Raw genomic sequence first — 21,234 nt, 5'->3', positions numbered from 1 at the left:
TGCGGTATATCAGTCACCAGATGTGTTGGCTGACCCACCGCTTTCGCGAGCAAGCCCGCTCCCACATTTGTTTTGTGGCGCTTTCATATCCGCGACAAATTGACCCGATAGACAAAAGGCACGGCTCTTGCCGTGCCTTTTGCGTCGCGCTCTGAGAAAATGCCCGCACTTTTTTTGCGGATGCCGACATGACTGCCCTCAAGAACGACCGTTTCCTTCGTGCCCTGCTCAAGCAACCCGTGGACGTCACCCCTGTGTGGATGATGCGCCAGGCCGGTCGCTACCTGCCGGAATACCGCGCCAGTCGCGCCCACGCCGGCGACTTCATGAGCCTGTGCATGAACCCGGAGTTCGCCTGCGAAGTCACCATGCAACCGCTGGACCGCTATCCACAGCTGGATGCGGCCATCCTGTTCTCCGATATCCTGACCATCCCTGACGCCATGGGCCAAGGCCTGTACTTCGAAACCGGCGAAGGCCCGCGTTTCAAGAAAGTCGTCAGCACCCTGGCCGATATCGAAGCCCTGCCGATCCCCGATCCCCACAAGGACCTGGGCTACGTCATGGATGCGGTCAGCACCATCCGCCGCGAGCTGAACGGCCGCGTGCCGCTGATCGGCTTCTCCGGCAGCCCGTGGACCCTGGCCACCTACATGGTCGAAGGCGGCTCGTCGAAAGACTTCCGCAAGACCAAGGCCATGCTGTACGACAACCCGCAAGCCATGCACCTGCTGCTGGACAAGCTGGCGCAGTCGGTCACCTCCTACCTCAACGGCCAGATCATGGCCGGCGCCCAGGCGGTACAGATCTTCGACACCTGGGGTGGCAACCTGTCGGCGGCGGCGTACCAGGAGTTCTCCCTGGCCTACATGCGCAAGATCGTCAGCGGCCTGATCCGCGAACACGAAGGCCGCAAGGTGCCGGTGATCATGTTCACCAAGGGCGGCGGCCTGTGGCTGGAAAGCATCGCCGACGCCGGCGCCGACGCGCTGGGCCTGGACTGGACCTGCGACCTCGGCGAAGCCCGTCGCCGCGTGGGCAACAAGGTTGCGCTGCAAGGCAACATGGACCCGACCGTGCTGTACGCCAAGCCGGAAGCCATCCGTACTGAAGTGGGCCGCATCCTCGCCAGCTACGGCAAAGGCAGCGGTCACGTATTCAACCTCGGCCATGGCATCACCCCGGAAGTTGATCCAGAGCACGCAGGCGCGTTCCTGCGGGCGGTGCACGAGTTGTCGGCGCAGTATCACGAGTGATCGCGCGGCAATGAAAAAGCCCGGCAGATGCCGGGCTTTTTTGTAAGCGCTGGTTAAGCCTTGGCTTCCTGCAACGGCGGTAACTTCGCCAGCTTCAACGCCACCAGCAACGCGACGATCAACAGCGCGACGATAAACCCGCCAATCCCGTTCCACCCGGCGTAGTGCCAGAAGAAACCGCCCGCCGTCCCCGCAATACTCGACCCCACGTAGTAACTGAACAGGTACAGCGACGACGCCTGCCCCTTGGCTTTCAGTGCGCGGCGGCCGATCCAACTGCTGGCCACCGAGTGGGCGCCGAAGAAGCCGAAGGTGAAGATCAGCATGCCGGGCACTACCAGCCACAGCGGGGTAAACAGCGTCAGGGCGATACCGCCGAGCATCAGCACGATGGTGCCCCAGAGCACACGACGACGGCCCAGGCGGTCGGCCAGGGAGCCGATTTTCGCCGAGCTGTAGATACCCGAGAGGTAGACCAGCGACAGCAGGCCTACCACGGCCTGGCTCAAATCGTACGGGTCCGCCAGCAAGCGGTAGCCGATGTAGTTGAACATCGTCACAAAGGCGCCCATCAGCACGAAGGCTTCGAGGAACAGCCACGGCAGGCCGGCGTCCTTGAAGTGCATGGTGAAGCCGTCCACCAGGCTGCGCGGGTGCAGGGTGCTGGCGCGGAAGTTGCGCGATTCGGGGAGGATCTTCCAGAACACCGTGGCCGCGATCAGCGCCAGGGCGCCGATGATCAGCATCGCGGTGTGCCAGCTGACGAAGTCGATCAGTACGCCGATGATCAAGCGCCCGCTCATCCCGCCAATGGCGTTACCACCGATGTACAAACCCATGGCCAGGCCGATGTGTTGCGGGTGGATCTCTTCACTCAGGTAGGTCATGGCCACCGCTGCCAGGCCGCTGAGGGACAGGCCCACCAATGCACGCATCAGCAGGATGCCTTCCCAGCTTGGCATCAGGCCGCTGGCGATGGTGCACAACGCGGCGCAGAACAGTGCGGCAACCATCACCGGCTTGCGCCCCAGGGTGTCGGAAATCGGCCCGGTGATCAGCAGGCCAATGGCGAGCATGCCGGTGGCCACCGAGAGAATCAGGCTGCTTTGCGCGGCATTGATGGAAAATTCGTGGGACAGCGCCGGCATCATCGGCTGTACGCAGTAGAGCAGGGCGAAAGTGGCGAAACCGCCAGAGAACAGCGCCAGCACCGTGCGCATGAACATCGGGGTGCCTTTTTCGATGTACTGCTCGTTGAGCTGTGCCACCACTTCATCGAGGGCGGTGGGCGGTACTTCTTGAGCAAGCGGAGCGACAGCAGATTTCACGCGGGACCTCGGGGAGGAAAGGCTGCCAGGGCTGGCAATGCAAAAAAGAATATAGCTCCCTATTGATTCTTTCCAATATATTGTTCGACCTGTTTAAGAGCTTTTACGACCTAATGAGGTTTTCATGGAACTGCGCCACCTGCGTTACTTCATCGCCGTGGCTGAAGAGCTGCATTTTGGCCGCGCCGCGCAGGTGCTGGGGATCTCCCAGCCGCCCCTGAGCCAGCAGATCCAGGCGCTGGAGCAGGAGATAGGTGCGCGGTTGTTTGAGCGTACCAATCGTCGGGTCGAGCTGAGTGAGGCGGGCCGGTTGTTCCTGCAAGAGGCGCGTCTGGTGCTGGCGCAGGTAGATAAAGCGGCGGACGTGGCGCGTCGGGCACAGCTGGGTGAACTGGGGGAGTTGAAGATTGGCTTCACTTCTTCCGCGCCATTCAACTCCAGCATCCCACAGGCGATCTTCGCCTTTCGCCAGGCGTTCCCGGCGGTGCATTTGAATCTGCAGGAGATGAGCAGCACGGAGGTGGCCGAGTCGCTGGTGGATGAGTCGATTCAGGTGGGGTTGATGCGACCGTTGCCGTTGCCCGATTCCCTGAGCGTCGTGGAACTGATGCGCGAGCCCTTGGTGGCCGTGCTGAACGCCGGGCATCCGTTGGTGGAGGGCAGTGAGCGGGGTTTGCACCTGGCGCAATTGGCCGAAGAACCGTTTGTGTTTTTCCCGCGGACTTACGGCAGTGGCTTGTATGCCCAATTGATGAGCCTGGCGCGTGATGCCGGCTTCAGCCCGCACTTCGCCCAGGAGGCCGGGGAAGCGATGACCATCATCGGCCTGGTGGCGGCGGGGTTGGGTGTCTCGGTGTTGCCGGCGTCGTATCAGCGGATCCGCATTGATGGCGTGGTGTATCGCACGTTGCTGGATCAGGAGGCGGTGACGGCGGTGTGGCTGGTGCAGCGCAAGGGCCAGCAGACGCCGATGGCCAAGGCGTTTGTCGAGCTGCTGACCCGCAAGGCATTGGTATGACCGACGTATAACCTGTGGCGAGGGAGCTTGCTCCCGCTGGGCTGCGCAGCAGCCCCGAAACCCGACGACTGAGTTTTACCAGGCAACCCTCAATCGCAGGTTTCAGGGGCGCTTCGCGCCCCAACGGGAGCAAGCTCCCTCGCCACAGGGAAGCGGGTGTTTCAGTTCTGCTTCGACGTCCCGGTCTGCTGGAGCAACTGCGCCGTGTCACTCACACCATTGGTGCGCAACGCCGCCAGGATGTCACGGTCCAGCATGCTCACCCAGCGGTTGTAGTTGCGGTGAATCTTGCCGTCCTTGTAGCCCAGGTCGCGGCTGTCGCGGTAGGTGATGGCGTAGCTGGTGGCGGTGTAGCGAATGTCGATTTCAGCGTGGAACTGGTTGCGCACGTTGATCTCGGCCTGCACCAGTTGCGGGCTCAGGCGCTGCACCACCCATTGGCGTTTGTTCAAGGCCGCGATAATGGTCTGCTTCATTTTTTCTTCGTTGACCTGCGGGTTCGCCGGCAAGTCGTGCTGGGTGTTGAGCACCGGTTTGTTGGTGCAGCCAGCGGTGGTGAGCAGGGCCAAAGCGACCAGTGTTGCGCGTAGCAGGGAAGACATTCCATTTCTCCAGTCAGTAAAAAAACTTAGACCCAGCGGCGGAAAATCAGCGAAGTGTTGACGCCGCCAAAGGCAAAATTGTTGTTCATCACGTAGTCGCTGTGCAGCTCGCGGAACTCACCTTGCAGGTAGTCCAGCTCGCCGCAGCGCGGGTCGACTTCGTCGAGGTTGAAGGTGTGCACGTATTGGTTGCGGTTCATCATTTCGATGCTGAACCACGACTCCAGCGCGCCGCATGCGCCCAGGGTATGCCCAAGGAAACTCTTCTGCGAACTGATGGGCATGCGGCTGCCGAACAGGCTGCTGGTGGCCAGGGTTTCGGCGATGTCGCCCTGGTCGGTGGCGGTGCCATGGCCGTTCACATAGCCGATCGCGTCGGGCGCAAGCCCCGCATCTTCCAGTGCCAGTTCCATGGCGCGGCGCATGGTGGCCTGTTCCGGGCGGGTGGTGTGCTGGCCGTCGGCGTTGCTGCCGAAGCCGACGATTTCGGCGTGGATATGCGCGCCACGGGCCAGTGCATGTTCCAGCTCTTCGAGTACCAGGATGCCGCCGCCTTCGCCGATCACCAGGCCGTCGCGGCCACTGTCGTAGGGACGCGGGCTGGTTTGTGGTGCATCGTTTTTCAGGCTGGTGGCGTACAGCGCATCGAACACCATGGCTTCGGTAGGGCACAGCTCTTCGGCGCCACCTGCCAACATCAGCGGCAGGCGGCCGAACTTGATGGCCTCATAGGCGTAGCCGATGCCCTGGCTGCCGCTGGTGCACGCGCTGGACGTGGGGATCAGCCGGCCGGTGAGGCCGAAGAAAATGCTGATATTCGCCGCCGTGGTGTGGGGCATCATCCGCACGTAGGAGTTGGCGTTCAGCCCCTCGGCCACCGAGTTCAGCAGCATATTGCCGAAGGCCTTGATCTCGTCGGTGCTGCCGGTGGACGAGCCACAGGCCACGCCCATGCGCCCGTCCTTGATCGAATCGTCGCCCAGCAAGCCGGCATCTTTCAGCGCCTGCTCCGCCGCCCATACCGCCAGCCGGGAAACCCGGCCCATGCTGCGCAGTTGCTTGCGGGTCCAGTGGGCGGGCACCACGAAATCATCGATCGGCCCGGCCAGCCGGGTGTTCAGTTCGGTGAAACGGTCCCACTCGTCCATGCGCCGGATGCCGCTGCGGTTGGCGCGGAAGTTGGCGGCGATGGTTGCCCAATCGCTGCCCAGGGACGTAACGCCGGCCATGCCGGTGACCACCACGCGTTTCATCAGCACAGGCCTCCATTCACGGCCAGCACTTGGCGGGTGATGTAGCCGGCTTCTGCCGACATCAGGAAATTCACCGCCCCGGCGACTTCTTCCGGCGTGCCCATGCGCTGGGCCGGGATCATTTTCATCAGCTCTTCCACCGGTACGTTTTCATCGAGCATCGCGGTGTCGATCAGCCCGGGGGCCACGCAGTTGACGGTGATCTTGCGCTTGCCCAGCTCGATGGCCAGGGCCTTGGCGGCGCCGATCAGGCCGGCCTTGGACGCGCTGTAGTTGACCTGGCCGCGGTTGCCGATCAGCCCGGATACCGAGGTGATGCACACGATCCGCCCGGCGGCGCGACGACGGATCATCGGCATCATCACCGGGTGCAGCACGTTGTAGAAACCGTCGAGGTTGGTGCGCATCACCACGTCCCAATCGTCTTCTGACAGCGCTGGAAACGCGCCGTCGCGCGTCAGGCCCGCATTGAGCACCACGCCGTAATACGCGCCATGGGCTTCCACGTCGGCTTCAAGGATCTCCTTGCAGCTGGCGCGGTCCGCCACATCGAATTGCAACACCCGGGCCTTGCGCCCCAGCGCTTCGATTTCGACCTGCACCGCATCCGCCTCGGCACGCCCGCTGCGGCAATGCAGCACGATGTCGTGCCCGGCCTGGGCCAGGCGCACAGCGATAGCGCGGCCGATGCCACGGCTGGAGCCGGTCACCAATACGGATTCAGTCATGGCGTGGTGTCCTTCGATTCATCTAAATAGTTGGCCGCCTGGGGCGGTCGAAATACGTTCAAGCGCGCGCTGGCCTGGATGCCGTCGCCGGTGAGGTGGCATTCGAACACACCCATGCCGTTGTCGTCTTCCAGGGAGCGCAGGCCGTGGATGGTCAGCTCGGTGCCGGCGGGAAAGTGCTCGACGTTGCACTCGAACTTGCGCGTGCCCAGCAGGAAGCCCAACTCCACGGCTTCACCTTTCTGGCGCGCACGGCAACCGGCGTAGGCGGCGACGCTTTGCGCCATCAACTCAATGCCGACCCACGCAGGCAGGCTGCCGTCGGCGCGGTTGAAAAGACCGCCGGGCTTGACCGTCAGGCGGGTCTGGATCTGTTCTTCATCAAAGCTCAGGACCTGATCGATCAGGATCATGTCACCGGCGTGGGGCAGCAGTTCGGCGAGCGGCCAATCAGTCATGGGGCGTCTCCGATAATCAGGCTGACGTTGTTGCCACCGAAGGCAAACGAGTTGCTCATCAGGCAGCGTTTTTCCAGGGCGTCGCCGGGCGACGCCCACTTCAGTACGGGCAGGTCGGGGTCCGCCTGGCCATCCCAGACATGCGGCGGCACTACGCCTTCTGCCAGGCTCAGCCAGCAGAACGCCGCTTCCAGCGCGCCGGCGGCGCCCAGGGTGTGGCCGGTCATGGGTTTGGTCGAGGAGCAGGCTACGCCGTCCGGGAACAGGGCCGCGACCGCCAGGCTTTCCATGGCATCGTTATGTTGGGTAGCGGTGCCGTGCAGGTTCAGGTAACCGATTTGTCCGGGCGCCAGTTGTGCGCTGGCCAGGGCCTTGCGCATCGCTTGCAACGCACCCTTGCCGGTAGGCTCGGGGGCGGAAATATGGTGGGCGTCGCAACTGGCGCCACTGCCCAGCAGTGCGACCGGCGCCGGGGTTTTGCTCATCAGGAACAACACGGCGGCTTCGCCGATATTGATGCCGTTGCGGTTCAGCGAAAACGGATTGCAGCGCTCTGCCGAAACCGCCTCCAGCGACGAAAAACCATTGAGGGTCAGCTTGCACAGCGTGTCGACGCCACCGCAGATCACCGCATCGCACACGCCCAGGTCCAACAGGCGTTGGGCACTCATCAGCGCTCGTGCGCTGGAGGTGCAGGCGGTGGAAATCACGTAGGCCGGGCCGCTCAGTTGCAGCCAGTCGGCGAGGAAATCGGCCGGGGCGCCAAGCGCCTGTTGCTGATAGTCGTAGTCGGCGGGGAACTGGTTTTCCCGCAGATAGTGGGCGATGCCACGGCTGGCTTCATCGATGCCCGAGGTGCTGGTGCCGAGCACGATGCCAATGCGCGACGCGCCGAACGTCTGGATCGCTTGCCGGATCTCGTCGTCAATCTGCAACGCGGCTTCCAGCAGCAACTGGTTATTGCGGCTGCGATGGGATTCCAGCCCGGGCGGTATCGCCGCCAGTTCACCGTGCACAGCGGCCACCGGCAACACACGCTCCGGCACCCAGCCGCTTTCGGCGCGCATGCCGGAGCAGTCGCCGGCAAACAGGCTGCGGCTGACTTCGCGCTTGTCGCGGCCCAGGGCGCAGATCACGCCGAGGGCATTGAGGTAGGCGGTCATCGGGCAGCCCCAAGCGGCGAGATGTGGTAGGTCAGGTGTTGCCCGATCACGTCCACGCGAAACACCAGGGAGGAGTGATAGGTGATCTTCCAGTGGGACGGCAGGGTGCGGATCAGGTCCATTTCCTGGGTGCCGGGGTACAGCCTGGAAACTTCATCCGCCGAGGTCAGGGCGAACAACAGCGCGGCAAACAATTCACGCGCCTGGGGATTGGGCGGCAGCAGACCGTCGGCCTGCCAGGCGCCATTGATCAGCATCTGCCGAGCCTGGGGAATGCCCAGCGGGTCCATCATCGACCAGCGAATCCCGCCGCCTTCGCGCTGCATCACCAGCAACCAGTCCTGGCGTTGGCCATCCTGTTCGCGCTGCACATGCAGTTGCAACGGCAGGCTCAGCACCGGGTTTTTCGACGGCAACGGCGGCTGGCTGGCGCAGGCACTCAGCAGCAACAGGCAACCGATCAACAGCATTCGGATCATGTTTCAGTGCTCGCCAGAGGTTTACGGGCAACCACGTTGACCAAGGTTTCTTCGCGCTGGCCGGCCGGTTTTGGCTGGCGCAGGCCCCAGCGCTCAAGCAGGCCGAAATCGGTGGCGCGGCTCCACCACAGGTACGGGTACGAGACGTTCTGCGGGCCGAACTCAAAGCCCTGCTCGCGAATCATCTCAAGGTACTCCTCGGCGCTTTTCTGCACATGCATCGGGTGACGAAACAGCCAGCGGATTACCCAAGTGTCGATATAGGCCTCGGTGGATTCGGCAAACAGCAGGTAGCCGCCTGGCTTGAGCACCCGATAGAACTCTTTCAGGGCGCGATGCTGTTCCACCAGATGATGGAAGGTCTGGTGACAGAACAGCACGTCGACACTGGCGTCGGCCACGTCGAGGGTCGCGCAATCGCTGCCGATCAACTCGATGGCGATGCCCTGGCGCGCGGCTTCGGCGCGGCTCAGGTCGAGGCTGTGGGGGTCGGCGTCGAGGCCGATCAGGCGGTCGGGGGCGAACACCTGCTGCAGGTACTGGAACGACTTGCCCTGGCCGCAACCAGCGTCCAGCAGCACCGGGGCAACCGGCAGCGGGTCGCTGAACAGGCTGCGCAGGTCGTTGATGGCCACGCGCAGCACATGGTGCTGCCAGGTGTGGCTGCGCAGGAACCAGAAGCCGAATTTGGTTTCTTCGACGTAGTTTTTACTCAGGTATTGGCTGCTCATCTCATCTTCCTTGTCCCGGACGGGCTGGCCCACGGCGCCAGCATGAAGCTGAACGCCAGCCCCAGGCTCACCGACAGCCCAAAATTACTCACCGCCGGTGTGCTGGAAATAGCCAGCAGGCCGAACGATAGCCAAGTAGTCACGGCCGCCAACAGTGTGCCCAACAGGCTCACGGCGGCGCCGCCAATTTGTTCACGCATCAGGATCGCGTAGTCGACGCTGATGGCGGTCACCAGCAGCAGGCCGAACAGGCTGAACAACGTCAACGGCTGCCCCAGCCAACCCAGGCTGGCCAGGCTGCACAGCGCCGCCAGCAACGGCAGGGCGACGATGCGCAAGGCGCCGCCGAAGCCGAACGGCAGGATCAGCAGCAGTACGATCAACACGCAGGACATCAATTTCAATTCCGCCGCGCTGATCTGTGTGGCGGCGAACACCTGGTTCAAGTCGCCGAGGCGATCCACCAACTGCACGCCGGGCAGATCCAGGGCCTGCACCCGCAGCAAGGCCGGGTTGTTCAACCCTTGCAGGCTCACCATCGCCGCCACGCCACCGTCGACATTCCCCAGCCACAGTGTGCGCCACGGCTCCGCCAGTGGGCCGATCAGCGCCGCGTCGACGTCTTCGGTGGGCAGTGACTGCAACTGGGCCAACTCGGCTTGCAGGGCGGCGGCCGGTACGCCGAGGTCCAGCAATGGCTGCCAGTACTGCGGCAGTTGGTTCAGGGCTTCACGCAGTTGCTGTTGCTCCGCCGGCGCGCTGACCAACTGATTGAGCGCCAGGTAACCCTGGAGCTTGTCCATGTTCACCAACTGATCCAGGCGCTGGCTCAGCGCGGCCTGGCGCTCCAGCAATTGCGGTTGATTGTCCGCCCGTACCAGAAAGAACTGGCTGGTGGGCTGGAACCCGGTAATCCGCGCAACGGCCTGGGCTTCCTGCAGCAACTGCGGCGGCGCACCGATCCACTGGCGGATATCGTTTTTGCTGTTCAGGTGCCACAGCCCACCGGCGCAAAACACCAACACCAGTACCAGCAACACCGGGCTTGGCAGGCGCTTGAGCAGCGACTCGCGCACGCTCAGCAGGAACTCGGCAATGCGCAGCGGCCATTGCGCCGGGCGCAGCTCGACGCCTTTGAGCAAGGCCGGCAACAGGCACACGGCCGACAGGTAAGCGCCCACCAGACCGGCAGCGGAGAACACCGCGATTTGCGTCAGCGCCGGGAACGGCGTCCACGCCAGGGCCAGGTAACCGATGCAACTGGTGGCCAGGCTCAGGCTCAGGCCCGGCAAGGTCAGGCGCAAGGCCGGCCAACTGCGCCAAGGGCTCATGCTCCAGCTCTTGGACAGGTAATGCAGCGGGTAATCCACCGCCACGCCGATCAGGCTCGAGCCCAGCACCAGCGTGATCACATGCATATGCCCGAACAGCGCCACACAGGCCACCGCACCAAACAGCATGCCCACCAGCACCGGCACGAACGCCAGCAACACCCGCCAGCGGCGGAACGCAAGCAGCAGCAATAACAGGATGCCTACCGTCGCGCCGCCGCCGACCCAAGTGATTTCCCGGGTGGCCTGCTGCTGACCATTGGCTGCATACAGCAGGCCGCTGGCGGCGAGCAATTGCGCGCCTTGCTGGTCGGCCTGCTCGCGGCTGGCCTTGAGCAGGTCAGCCACTTGCATCGGCAGTTTCATGTCGAAGGCATTGCCGGTGGTGCGGGCCCGCAGCAGTACCCAGCTTTTGCCGTCGGCATCGGCGATCAGCGCGCCGCTGCCGATATCCAGCTGCACCGAACCGTGTTGCGGCTGGCTGTTCTGGATGCGCCCGGTGAGGCCCAGCCAATCGTCCTGGCTCGGCACCAGGCTGAAGCCGGTGAACGGGTCGAACAGCGCCTGAACCCGCTGCTGAATAAACGCCTGGGGCTCGTCGATCAGTTGCTCGCGATCCTTGGCCGAGAGCATCGCCAGCCGGCCTTGCAGCAACTGCTGACGCAGGGCCGGCAGGTCGGCTTGGAGGTTCCACTGAACTTTCTCAAACAGGCCGCTGGCTTGCCAGGCTTCGCCCAATTGCGTCGCCATAGCCACGGCTTTTTGTCGATCGGCATGCCCCACCAGCACCAGCATTTCGCGGTTCAGCGGTTCCTGCATGCGCTGTTCGGCGCGCAGCTCCAGCGCATCCGGCGCGGTGCCGGGCACCAGTTCCATCAGGTTCGCCGACAGCGGTGCGCCATGGCGCCATTGCCAACCCGCCAGGGCCAACACGGCCACCAGCAGGATCAGGAACAGGCGCGGCAACCAGCGTTCACTCGGCAAAGTCGTGTTGCTCCGCGTCGCTCAAGGGCTGGCTGCTGGTGCTGTCCTGCATGCGCAGTACGGTGCTGTCGCCCTGGGTTTCCAGCAGCTCGATCTTCTGCACCAGTTCGCCGCCGTCGATATTGATTTGGGTGAACACCTGCTTGAGCAGCAGCGAGCGCGGGATCAGCGTGAGTTTCCACTGCTGGGCTTCGCCTTGCAGTTGCAGCTCGAAGTCACGCTGCAAGCCGCTGCTGTCGCCCTGTAACACGGCGAGGAACAAACGGTTCTGCTCGGCGCCGGCGCTCTTGTTCGGCAGCAATTGCCAGCCGTTGGCGTCACGCCGGGCGATGCCGTTGGCGCTGATGCGGTAGTCCTGTTGCAGCGGGGTTTTCAGCAGCCACAGCAGGCCGTGGTCCTTGGCCAGGACGAAGGTGCCCTTGCTGGTCAGCGGCTGCGGCAGCGCGCGCAGGTGTTTTTCCTGGATGAAGTTGCCGTGGATCACCGACGGTTTTGCCAGCTGATCGCTGAGTTGTTGCAGGTCGAAAGCATGGGCCAGGCCTGGAATGCCCAACAACAGAATGAAGGCGATTCCTGTGGGAGCGGCGATGCGACGATTCGACTTGCTCGCGAAGAACCTGAGGGCGCCACGGGGTGTCAGGCGGCCTGCGTTATCGTTGACGATTTTCGCGAGCAAGCCCGCTCCCACAGGGAATCTCATTTCAAGGCTCTCTCTATGGCGTCAGTGAATATTTTTGGCGACGCCAACTGCATTTCGCGGCTGGCAATTTCCACCGCCACTTGCACGGTGCTGGCGCGGGTCAGGCGTTCACCGGTGGCCTTGTCGCTGATCAGGTAATTGACCTTCAAGCGGTTCTCCCACTCCACCAGGCTGGCGCGCACGTTGATGGTCTGGCCGAAGGTCGCTCCGCGCACATAGCGCAGCTGCATGTCGATCACCGGCCAGGCGTAGCCCGCTTCCAGCATCGCCGTGTAGTTGTGGCCGAGCTTGTCCAGCAAGGCGCAGCGAGCGATTTCCAGGTACTTCACGTAGTGCCCGTGCCACACCACGTTCATGGTGTCGATGTCGAAAAACGGCACGAGGATTTCAGTGTCGCGGTGCAACACGCCGGGGCTACGCATGCAGCCTCCAGTGTTGCTCGGCGATGCGTTTCAGGCACAGGCGCAGTTCGCCTTCCAGGGCGCGGTCTTCGATGACCGGCGGGAAGTCCTTGGCCAGCTCGTCGTGCATGGCGGCCAGCGCCGGCGGCAGCGGGCGCGCATCTTCAGCCTGGGCCCGCAGCCATACGCCCTGGTTGGCGGCGAGCAAGGTGGCGGCGGCGACTTGTTCGGTCAGTTCCAGCACACGAATCGCATCGCGGGCGGCGATGGTGCCCATGCTCACCTTGTCCTGGTTGTGGCACTCGGTGGAGCGCGAGAACACGCTGGCCGGCATGGTATTTTTCAGCGCTTCGGCGGTCCAGGCGCTGGTGCCGATCTGCACAGCCTTGAAGCCGTGGTTGATCATCGCCCGCTCGGCTGGCGCACCCGACAAATTGCTCGGCAAGCCGTGGTTGTAACGCACGTCCACCAGCAGCGCGAGCTGGCGGTCCAGCAGGTCGGCGACGTTGGCCACCAGGGTCTTGAGGCTGTCCATGGCGAACGCGATGTGGCCGCCGTAGAAGTGGCCGCCGTGCAGCACGCGTTCTTCTTCGGCGTCGATGATCGGGTTGTCGTTGGCGCTGTTGAGTTCGATCTCGATGAACGAGCGCAACCAGTTCAGGCTGTCGGCCAGCACGCCCAGGACGTGGGGGGCGCAGCGCAGGGAGTAACGGTCTTGCAGGCGATGCAGCGGCGCGGTCGGCGCGTCGATGGCCAGATCCTTGCGCAGCCAGGCGGCGACTTGCATCTGCCCCGGGTGCGGCTTGGCGGCAAACAGGCGCTCGTCGAAATGCTCCGGGTTGCCTTGCAGCGCCACCACGTTCAGCGCGGTGATGCGCGTGGCCAGTTGCAGCAGGTAGTCGGCGCGGGCGAAGGCCAGGCAGGCGAGGCCGGTCATCACGGCGGTGCCGTTCATCAGTGCCAGGGCCTCTTTCGGGCGCAGTACCAGCGGGTCCCAGCCCAGCTCGCGGTGCACCTCCGCCGCCTGGCGGCGTTCGCCACGGAACAGCACTTCGCGCTCACCAGACAAGGTTGCGGCCACGTAGGACAGCGGCGTCAAATCACCGCTGGCGCCCACCGAGCCTTCTTCCGGAATCAGCGGCAGTACGTCGAACTCCAGGAACGCATGCAGGCGTTCCAGCAACTCCACGCGCACGCCCGACACGCCGTGGCACAGCGACTGCAACCGCGCCGCCAGCACCGCGCGGGTGGCTTGCGCATCCAGCAACTTGCCCAGGCCGCAGCCGTGGAACGTGTAGAGGTGGCGGGGCAGTGCTTCGACGTGCTGCAACGGCACGGCCACCACGCACGAGTCGCCGTAGCCGGTGGTCACGCCGTAGATAACGCCTTCCTTGTCCAGCAACGAATCCAGGAACTGCGCGCCCTTGGCGATGCGCTGGCGGTACTTGGCATCAGCTTGCAGTTGAGTCGGCGCCTGACGGTTGGCCAGGGCCAGCACGTCTTCGATGCGCAGGGGAATTTCGCCGAAGGTTACCGGCTCAAGATGCGTCGTCATCGGTCTTCCAGAAAGGGTAAAAGTTGAACCATTGTTGGGGCGCTTCCAGGCAGAACTGGCCCAGGCGCTCGGCGTAGCGAGCGGTCCATTGTGCGATCACCTGCTGGCGGTCGCTGCGTTTCCATTCGATCAACCGGGCGAACGGCTCGATGATCAGGCGGTAGCGGCCTTGATGCTTCAAGCACATCAGCAGGTTGACCGGGCATTTCAGCAGGCCGGCCAGCAGCCATGGGCCTTGGGGAAAGGCGGCGTCATGGCCGAGGAAATCCACGCGCACCGTGCGCCCGCCATGGAGCGGTACGCGGTCGCCGGCAATCGCCAGCCACTCGCCGTCGTCGAGGCGCTGGCTGAGCAGCATCATCACCGCCGGGTCAAGTTCGCTGACCTGGATCAGGCGCAGATTGGTCGCCCCGGCTTCGCCCAGAATCCGGTTGAAACGTTCAGCGTGCTTGGTGTGCACCAGCACGTTCATGGTGACCTTTTCGCCAAGCTCGGCGAGGGCGCGGCACACCTCAAGATTGCCCAGGTGCGCGCCCACCAGCATCTGCCCGCGTTCGCTGCGCAGCTGGCCGCGCAGTTGGGCCGGGTCGATGATTTCGATCTGCTCCAGGCGCAGCTTGCCGTTCCATACGTCGAGCTTGTCCAGCAGGGCGTCGGCGAACGCCATGAACTGGCCGAAGACGCTTCTGTGGGTAGGGCGCAGGTTGTCGCGCCGGCTCCAGTCGGCCAGGCGCTGCTGGTATTGCCAGGCGCTTTGGCGGGCCGTGCGGCCGAACAGAAAGAAGTAGAAAACGATGCCGTAGAGCAGCGGGCTCAGCAGCCGGCGCCCGAGGACCTTGGCGGCGAAGGCGGTGAATTTCATCAGCCAGAAGCTGCCACGCTCCTCGCGGTCGGCCCAGTGCTTGGTGTCCTGGCTCATGCCTGCCACCGGCGCCAGAGGATCATCGGCGCGCGCACCAACATGCCGAAGAACAGCCGGGTGTGCATCGAGGAAATCAGCGCGTTGTCATGGAACAGGCGAAAGTGCGACAGGCCGTCGGCGGGGTAGTGGACCTTGGTCGGCAGCCAGCGCATCGGCTGGTTGCGCCAGGCCAGTCGCACCAGGATGTCGGAGTCGAAATCCATGCGTTTGCCGATGTTGGCCGAGTCCATCAAGGCCAGGGTCGGTGGCAGTGGGTACACGCGAAAGCCGCACATGGAATCGCGGATCTGCAGCGACAAGGTGTTGATCCACACCCAAACGTGGGTCAGGTAGCGCGCGTAAAGGCGGCCCTTGGGCACGCTGTCGTCGTATTCCGGGTAGCCGCAGATCACCGCATTCGGGTGGGCGCGGGAGGCGTCGAGGAAGGTACCGACTTCCCGCAGGTCGTGCTGGCCGTCGGCGTCCACTTGCAGGGCGTGGGTGAAACCCAGGCGTGCGGCTTCGCGAAAGCCGGCCATGACGGCGGCGCCTTTGCCCTGGTTGGCGGGCAGGGTCAGCAGGGACACGTTGTCGAGGGTTGCCAGTTGCGCCAGCACGGCGGCGCAGGCGGCGCTGCTGCCGTCGTCTACCAGCAGGCATGGCAGGCCGCTGGACAGCACGGTGCGCACCACGGCGGGCACGGCGGCCTCGTGGTTGTAGACCGGGATCAGGGCGCAGGGCTTATGCATAACAGGTACCCCATTGGCAGAAGCGCTGTGCGTGGCGAGGGAGCTTGCTCCCGCTGGGCTGCGAAGCGGCCCCAACACAGGCGACACCGATTTGCCTGATAAACCACAGTGCCTGGGTTGGGAGCGCTGCGCACTCCAGCGGGAGCAAGCTCCCTCGCCACAAAAGCTTAATCACTGACCCTCTCCAGCACGATCCGCCCACTGGAGCAGGCGGCCGCCTCATTGCGGTAGGCGAAGTACAACTTGCCGCGCTCCTGGTCGAACCGCAGGTGCAGTTCGATCCGGTCATCCGGGCGCACCAGTTGCTGGAACTTGAGCACCTCCATCCCGGCGAACGGCCCCGGCAGCTTGAGCAGTTGCTGGCCCAGGCTCAGCGCCCAATCCACTTGCACCACACCCGGCAGCACCGGGGTTTGCGGGAAGTGGCCGCTGAAGTAGGCGAGGTCCGGCGGGATCGCCAGTTGCAGGGTCCATTCACCGTTGGTTTCGACTTGTTCCAGTACTTCCGGGGCTTTCGGGCGCGGTGCCAGCAGCAGGGCTTCGACGTCGGCCTGGGGCAGCTTGCCTTGGGTGTTCAGCGGCAATTGGCGCAACAGGCGCCAGCGGCGAGGCAGGGCCAGGGCTTCGCAGTGTTGGCTCAAGTGCTGGCGCAGGGTTTGGGTGACGGTGCGCCGGCCCTGGTTACGCAGGGCATGCAAGCCGTCTGCGCTGAGCACCACGAGGGCGCCGAGGGAGGCGCGATTTTCCTGCACCACGCCCAGGCGCGTTTCAGCGACCCAGCCATGGTCCATCAGCGCTTGTTCGAGCATCGGCAGGGAGATGCGTTTTTCTTCCAGCTTGACGATGCGGTCCAGGCGGCCGAGCAATTCGAAGCGGCCGTCGGCGTGGATGGTGGCGGCGTCGGCGGTCTGTTCGACATGGCCGGCGGGCAGGTATGGCGAGGCGATGCGCAAGGCGCCGTCGGCGTCCTGGCTCAGCTGCACGTCGGCAAACGGCTGCCACGGTTGTTCGCCCTGGCGCCAGGCGATACCACCGGTTTCCGAGCTGCCGAGGATTTCCGTCGGCCATTGCTGCAGGCGCTGATGCAGGCTGCCGGCGGCCTCAAGGGGCAAGGCGCCGCCGGAGGAAAACACCCGTTTGACCGGTGTAAGCGCTGGCCAGTCGAGGTTGTCACCCATGCGCTTGAGGAGCGCCGGGCTGGCGACCCAGGCAAATTGCGCATGCTCGCGGCTGGCGCGCTGCAAGTCCTCGGGAAATGCCAACTGTTGGCGCACAAAGGTGCGCCCGGCACACAACGGCCACAGCACCCGGAACAGCAAGCCATAGATATGCTGGGTGGCGACGCTGCCGATGATGCAGGCCTCGCCCAGGTCGGCGCCCCACAAGGTTTCCAGCGCCTGGACTTCATTGGCCATCTGCCGCAGGGTTTTGTCGATGCGCTTGGGTTCGCCGCTGGAGCCGGAGGTGCACAGGCTCAGGCAGCAGGCATCCAGGTCCAGGGCTGCGGCGCTTGATGGCGCTTGATACAGCGCGTCCAGGTCGCTGGCCTCGGTCAGCCAGGCGTCGACGGCATCGTCCCAGCGTTGGCGCGTTTGTGGTTGCAGGTCGGCAGGCAACAACACGCTGACGCCTGCGCGCCACGCACCCAGCAGGGCGATCGCCAGCAAGCCGGCATCTTCCAGGTACACCGCCAGGCGCTGGATGCCCCGGGCTTGTAACCCGGCGGCCAGGCTCAGGGACTTCTCCCACAGGTGTGGGTGATCCAGGGCAGGTTCGGTGGTCACCAAACGCTGCTCCACAGGCTCAAGCAGCAAGTGCTCAAGATTCAACCAATTCATACGCGGCCTCGAACCCTTTGTCGTACCAGCCATTCCACGGCAAACAACAGCCCCATCAGCCCATAGGCGATCATGCCGTTGTACAACGTCCACCAGCTCAGCGGCGCCCACAGGGTGAGCGCGGCGGCGAGCAGGCCGTTACACAGGAAAAATACACTCCACACCACGGTGACCTGGCGGGTATACACAATCGCTTCTTCGGGCAGTTGCGGCTCGCTCATGCGCGCCAGGCGCTCGACCATCGGCGGCCCGTATTTCAGGCTCAGGCCGAACAGTGCCAGCATGAAGGCGCTGACCAGGCTCGGGTACCAGCGCAGCATCTGCGGGTTGTCGAACCAGGCGAGCAGCAGGCAAAAGACAATGATCGCCGCCGCCATCCAGCGGCTGCCCGGGCGCCTGGCGCCGGTCAGGGCGCGCAACAGCCACAGGCTGCCCAGCAGCAGGCCAAATTGCCACGGGGCAAAATGCTCAGTGCCGTAATACACCGCAAAAGGGTACAGCAGCCCCGCCAGCAACAGGCCAAGGCCGATCAGCCGGCTCATGCGGCCGGTTGAACCAGACGGTAGACCGCCTCGACCACGTCATTCACGGTACGCACGGCCTTGAACTCTTCGGCGGCGATTTTCTTGCCGGTCTGGCGCTTGATGTGGTCGATCAGGTCCACTGCATCAATGCTGTCGATTTCCAGGTCCTGGTACAGGTTGGCGTCGAGCGTGACGCGTTCCGGTTCCAGTTCAAACAGTTCCACCAGGGCGTCGCGCAAGGTGTTGAAAATATCGTCACGAGTTTGCATGGTACGGTCTCAAGCTGCCTGTCGGGCCGTGACGAACGCCGCGAGGCTGGCCACGTTGGTGAAGTGATTGCGGGTGTCCTTGGCGTCGGCATCGATCTTGATGCCGTACTTTTTCTGGATCGCCAGGCCCAATTCCAGGGCGTCGACTGAATCCAGGCCAAGGCCTTCGCCGAACAGGGTTTGCTCGTTGCCGATGTCGCTCTCGCTGATGTCTTCCAGGCCCAGGGCCTCGATGATCAGCGTTTTTATGTCGTGCTCAAGGCGGTGTTGGTCGCTCATCTTCGGCGAGCTCCTTAATAAAATACTGGTGCAGGTAATCGTTGAGCTTGCGTGATGCCTGGGGCGCGGGCCCTTGTGCGGCAAACGCCTGTGGTTCTATATCGGCACCCACGCGCAAACTGAAGTGAAAGCGGCGATTCGGGATGCGATACCAGGGTTCGGCCTTGGTCAGTGTGGTGGGGCTGACCTTGATCACTACCGGAGTGATGATGCTCGCACCGCGCAGGGCAATGGCGGCGGCGCCGCGATGAAAGGTCGGTGCCTGGCCCGGTGAGGTGCGGGTGCCTTCCGGGAAAATGATCAGGGTCTGGCCGTCCCGCAGGGCATCGGCGGCGGCGTCGAGCATGTCGGCGCTGCCGTCGTTGCTGATGTAACCGGCGTCGCGCACCGGGCCCCGGGTGAACGGGTTCTGCCACAGGCTCTGCTTGACCACGCAGTTGGTCTGGCGCATCTGGGCGATCAGGAACACCACGTCCACCAGCGATGGGTGGTTGGCAATGATCATCTGGCCCGGGCGGCCAAGCTTTTCCGCGCCTTCGACGCTGTAGGTCAGGATGCCCAGGCGCATCATCATGCGGATAAACAACCAGAACAGGCAGCTGATGGTGTGGCGGGCGCGTCGCTGATGCTGTTTGGCATCACCCGGCAGGCAACTGAGCAGCGGAAACACCAGCACACGCAGGCACAGGCCGCCGAGGCCAAACAGGGCGAAGGCGGTGGCAGTGGCGAACAGGCGCCAGTAGTAGGCCTTCCGGGGCTTTTCGGTCAGGACTTGCGTTGCCAGTTCCATACTCGGTTCTTCCAGGCATGTTGGCAGGCGCCCTCTTCGTTCAGCAGGGTGCGCAGCAGGTTCAGGGCGTGGGGCCACTGGGCTTTGGTGGTGGGTTGGACAGCGGCTGTATTCAGTTCCAGCTGCCACTCGTCGCCCGGTGTCAGCAGCAGGCCGAGGGCGTAGGGGAAGGGCACGTCCTCGATCCAGCGCGCATAGGCTTCGGGGGGCTGTTCCTCGGTAATGATCAGCAATACAGCCGGTGCGCCTTCATTGAGCAGGGCAGCGGCTTCGAGCATGCCGTGCTCCAGGCCATCGCCGGCGGCGGCGAGGGCGGTCATTTCACTGGTTTCATTGCGCAGGATCGACCACAAGCCAATCACCGCGTTATGCACCGACAGGCTGAACTGGGTCGGCGACAGGGGCTCGTCGTTGGCCAGGTCGCTGAGAATATCGAGGGTGCGTGGGGTTTCGCCGTGACGGGAAACAAACACCAATGGCAGCTGTTGCAAGCCTTCGGCCAGGGGCCAGCCCACACTGAAGGCCATGCGCGCCAGGCGGCTCAGGCGCCGGCGCTGCATGGCCGGCAGGAAGGACACGTCGGGTGCCGCGTCGCTGCGGGCGAGCAACATCGGCTGCCGGCACCAGGTGCGCCAGTCGTCCGCGCTTTCGAGCCCGGGAGCCCAGGCGCGCCATTGGGCGATGTTGAAATTGATCACTGAGAAGTTATCCCGCCCCTGCGGGCTTCCTTGTGCGGCCATTGGCCCCGAATACCGGGACAGGGTGCAATCGCCGAATGGCGCGCATTATCCCGGTGCTGCGGGGTTCTAGCAAACTTTGGTAAAGAATTGTTCACGGATGATTACAAATTCGCTGGAAAGAATTACCGATTGTCCATCATGCAGGTAGGGCAGCAGGTGTCAGGCAATTCCTGCTTTGTCGGACAGACGGGAAATTGTTATGCGAGATAGAGCCTCTGATGCTGTAGTACAGGAACAAACGAGGTAGCTAACGGGCGCTTTTGCCCTCTACACTCGGGTCATTCATTGATACACGGAGGTTTTTCCATGCGGCGCGTGGTGTTCAACCAAAAAGGCGGTGTTGGCAAGTCCAGCATTGCCTGCAACCTGGCGGCGGTCAGCGCCAGCGAAGGCTATCGAACCCTGTTGGTGGACCTCGATGCCCAGGCTAACTCTACCCAGTACCTCACCGGGCTGACCGGCGACGATATCCCCATGGGAATCGCCGACTTCTTCAAGCAAACCTTGTCTTCCGGGCCGTTTTCGAAGAAAAACCAGGTGGATATCTACGAAACCCCGTTCGACAACCTGCACGTCATCACCGCCACCGCGGAACTGGCAGACCTGCAGCCCAAGCTCGAGGCCAAGCACAAGATCAACAAGCTGCGAAAGCTGCTGGATGAATTGAGTGAGGACTACGACCGGATCTACCTGGATACGCCGCCGGCGCTGAACTTCTATGCCGTTTCAGCGCTGATTGCCGCTGATCGCGTGCTGATCCCCTTCGATTGCGACAGCTTCTCCCGTCAGGCGCTGTATGGCCTGCTGGCAGAGATTGAAGAATTGAAGGAAGACCACAACGAAGGGCTGGAAGTGGAAGGCATCGTGGTCAACCAGTTCCAGGCCCGGGCGAGCCTGCCGCAGCAGATGCTGGATGAATTGATTGCCGAAGGGTTGCCGGTACTGCCGGTGTACCTCACCAGCTCGGTGCGCATGCGTGAATCGCACCAGGCGAACATGCCGCTGATCCACCTGGACCCACGGCACAAGCTGACACAGCAGTTTGTGGAGTTGCATAACTTGCTGGAAAACGCGTGATCCAGCAGGCAATACATCACCCATGTGGGAGCGGGCTTGCTCGCGAATGCGGTGGATCAGTCGAATTCTCTATTGACTGA

At 63.5% G+C, this 21,234-nt stretch carries 23 protein-coding genes; 3 read left to right on the top strand and 20 right to left on the bottom strand.

The features are described from left to right. The first annotated feature begins 188 nt into the window (after positions 1–188). Positions 189–1,256, top strand: a complete 1,068-nt coding sequence (hemE, locus tag ACW9I6_RS19840; protein ID WP_087692524.1) for a uroporphyrinogen decarboxylase — start codon at positions 189–191, stop codon at positions 1,254–1,256. A 53-nt stretch (positions 1,257–1,309) separates the two neighbouring features. On the opposite strand, the gene ACW9I6_RS19835 is transcribed toward hemE, so the two are convergent. After that, positions 1,310–2,527, bottom strand: coding sequence for an MFS transporter (locus ACW9I6_RS19835; RefSeq protein ID WP_371132458.1), 1,218 nt, complete (start codon positions 2,525–2,527; stop codon positions 1,310–1,312). Between the two features lie 181 nt (positions 2,528–2,708). Here ACW9I6_RS19835 and ACW9I6_RS19830 point away from each other — a divergent pair, with 181 nt between their 5' ends. After that, positions 2,709–3,602: a LysR family transcriptional regulator gene (locus tag ACW9I6_RS19830; protein WP_003209358.1), complete on the top strand. Its 894-nt coding sequence runs from the start codon at positions 2,709–2,711 to the stop codon at positions 3,600–3,602. Between the two features lie 161 nt (positions 3,603–3,763). Here ACW9I6_RS19830 and ACW9I6_RS19825 read toward each other — a convergent pair whose 3' ends face one another. The 19 genes from ACW9I6_RS19825 to ACW9I6_RS19735 all read right to left on the bottom strand — a co-directional run bounded on the left by ACW9I6_RS19825 (position 3,764) and on the right by ACW9I6_RS19735 (position 20,035). Then, positions 3,764–4,204, bottom strand: a complete 441-nt coding sequence (locus ACW9I6_RS19825) for a hypothetical protein (protein ID WP_003209360.1) — start codon at positions 4,202–4,204, stop codon at positions 3,764–3,766. 26 nt (positions 4,205–4,230) lie between these two features. Continuing rightward, positions 4,231–5,457, bottom strand: a complete 1,227-nt coding sequence (locus ACW9I6_RS19820; RefSeq protein WP_134325611.1) for a beta-ketoacyl-ACP synthase — start codon at positions 5,455–5,457, stop codon at positions 4,231–4,233. Further along, complete coding sequence (gene fabG, locus ACW9I6_RS19815; RefSeq protein WP_087692521.1) at positions 5,457–6,185, bottom strand: 3-oxoacyl-ACP reductase FabG; 729 nt, start codon at positions 6,183–6,185, stop codon at positions 5,457–5,459. The genes ACW9I6_RS19820 and fabG overlap by 1 nt, the downstream gene beginning before the upstream one ends. Further along, positions 6,182–6,643, bottom strand: coding sequence for an ApeP family dehydratase (locus ACW9I6_RS19810; RefSeq protein ID WP_087692520.1), 462 nt, complete (start codon positions 6,641–6,643; stop codon positions 6,182–6,184). Before ACW9I6_RS19810 ends, fabG begins: the two co-directional genes overlap by 4 nt. Next, on the bottom strand, positions 6,640–7,806 hold the full coding sequence (locus ACW9I6_RS19805; RefSeq protein WP_177020736.1) for a beta-ketoacyl-[acyl-carrier-protein] synthase family protein: 1,167 nt from the start codon (positions 7,804–7,806) through the stop codon (positions 6,640–6,642). Before ACW9I6_RS19805 ends, ACW9I6_RS19810 begins: the two co-directional genes overlap by 4 nt. Next, positions 7,803–8,285: a hypothetical protein gene (locus ACW9I6_RS19800; protein ID WP_173883011.1), complete on the bottom strand. Its 483-nt coding sequence runs from the start codon at positions 8,283–8,285 to the stop codon at positions 7,803–7,805. The genes ACW9I6_RS19805 and ACW9I6_RS19800 overlap by 4 nt, the downstream gene beginning before the upstream one ends. After that, the gene (locus ACW9I6_RS19795; protein ID WP_102604302.1) at positions 8,282–9,016 is read right to left on the bottom strand and encodes a class I SAM-dependent methyltransferase; all 735 of its coding nucleotides are present in this window, start codon (positions 9,014–9,016) and stop codon (positions 8,282–8,284) included. Before ACW9I6_RS19795 ends, ACW9I6_RS19800 begins: the two co-directional genes overlap by 4 nt. Next, positions 9,013–11,331, bottom strand: a complete 2,319-nt coding sequence (locus ACW9I6_RS19790; protein ID WP_457339707.1) for an MMPL family transporter — start codon at positions 11,329–11,331, stop codon at positions 9,013–9,015. Before ACW9I6_RS19790 ends, ACW9I6_RS19795 begins: the two co-directional genes overlap by 4 nt. Next, complete coding sequence (locus ACW9I6_RS19785) at positions 11,321–12,031, bottom strand: outer membrane lipoprotein carrier protein LolA (protein WP_457339706.1); 711 nt, start codon at positions 12,029–12,031, stop codon at positions 11,321–11,323. Before ACW9I6_RS19785 ends, ACW9I6_RS19790 begins: the two co-directional genes overlap by 11 nt. Next, complete coding sequence (locus tag ACW9I6_RS19780; protein WP_457339705.1) at positions 12,028–12,453, bottom strand: acyl-CoA thioesterase; 426 nt, start codon at positions 12,451–12,453, stop codon at positions 12,028–12,030. Before ACW9I6_RS19780 ends, ACW9I6_RS19785 begins: the two co-directional genes overlap by 4 nt. Continuing rightward, positions 12,446–13,987: an HAL/PAL/TAL family ammonia-lyase gene (locus ACW9I6_RS19775; RefSeq protein ID WP_457339704.1), complete on the bottom strand. Its 1,542-nt coding sequence runs from the start codon at positions 13,985–13,987 to the stop codon at positions 12,446–12,448. The genes ACW9I6_RS19780 and ACW9I6_RS19775 overlap by 8 nt, the downstream gene beginning before the upstream one ends. Continuing rightward, positions 13,971–14,906 carry an LpxL/LpxP family acyltransferase gene (locus ACW9I6_RS19770; RefSeq protein ID WP_457339703.1) on the bottom strand — a complete coding sequence of 312 codons (936 nt, stop codon included), beginning with the start codon at positions 14,904–14,906 and terminating at the stop codon, positions 13,971–13,973. The genes ACW9I6_RS19775 and ACW9I6_RS19770 overlap by 17 nt, the downstream gene beginning before the upstream one ends. Beyond that, complete coding sequence (locus ACW9I6_RS19765) at positions 14,903–15,637, bottom strand: glycosyltransferase family 2 protein (protein ID WP_087692512.1); 735 nt, start codon at positions 15,635–15,637, stop codon at positions 14,903–14,905. The genes ACW9I6_RS19770 and ACW9I6_RS19765 overlap by 4 nt, the downstream gene beginning before the upstream one ends. A gap of 167 nt (positions 15,638–15,804) precedes the next feature. Then, positions 15,805–17,475: an ApeI family dehydratase gene (locus tag ACW9I6_RS19760; RefSeq protein WP_457339702.1), complete on the bottom strand. Its 1,671-nt coding sequence runs from the start codon at positions 17,473–17,475 to the stop codon at positions 15,805–15,807. Next, positions 17,472–18,017: a COG4648 family protein gene (locus ACW9I6_RS19755; protein ID WP_008439202.1), complete on the bottom strand. Its 546-nt coding sequence runs from the start codon at positions 18,015–18,017 to the stop codon at positions 17,472–17,474. The genes ACW9I6_RS19760 and ACW9I6_RS19755 overlap by 4 nt, the downstream gene beginning before the upstream one ends. Then, positions 18,014–18,268 carry an acyl carrier protein gene (locus tag ACW9I6_RS19750; RefSeq protein WP_003209389.1) on the bottom strand — a complete coding sequence of 85 codons (255 nt, stop codon included), beginning with the start codon at positions 18,266–18,268 and terminating at the stop codon, positions 18,014–18,016. The genes ACW9I6_RS19755 and ACW9I6_RS19750 overlap by 4 nt, the downstream gene beginning before the upstream one ends. Before the next feature lie 9 nt (positions 18,269–18,277). After that, entirely contained in the window at positions 18,278–18,547 is a 270-nt protein-coding gene (locus ACW9I6_RS19745) for a phosphopantetheine-binding protein (protein ID WP_008439197.1), read from the bottom strand. Further along, positions 18,525–19,337 carry a lysophospholipid acyltransferase family protein gene (locus tag ACW9I6_RS19740; protein WP_008439194.1) on the bottom strand — a complete coding sequence of 271 codons (813 nt, stop codon included), beginning with the start codon at positions 19,335–19,337 and terminating at the stop codon, positions 18,525–18,527. Before ACW9I6_RS19740 ends, ACW9I6_RS19745 begins: the two co-directional genes overlap by 23 nt. Then, positions 19,313–20,035, bottom strand: coding sequence for a beta-ketoacyl synthase chain length factor (locus ACW9I6_RS19735; protein WP_008439188.1), 723 nt, complete (start codon positions 20,033–20,035; stop codon positions 19,313–19,315). The genes ACW9I6_RS19740 and ACW9I6_RS19735 overlap by 25 nt, the downstream gene beginning before the upstream one ends. A 348-nt stretch (positions 20,036–20,383) precedes the next feature. On the opposite strand from ACW9I6_RS19735, the gene ACW9I6_RS19730 reads away from it, so the two are divergent. Continuing rightward, on the top strand, positions 20,384–21,154 hold the full coding sequence (locus ACW9I6_RS19730; RefSeq protein WP_003209397.1) for a ParA family protein: 771 nt from the start codon (positions 20,384–20,386) through the stop codon (positions 21,152–21,154). Positions 21,155–21,234: the final 80 nt, after the last annotated feature.

The organism is Pseudomonas sp. SDO5522_S412, from assembly GCF_054071215.1.
This window is presented reverse-complemented; position numbering and strand designations above follow the sequence as displayed.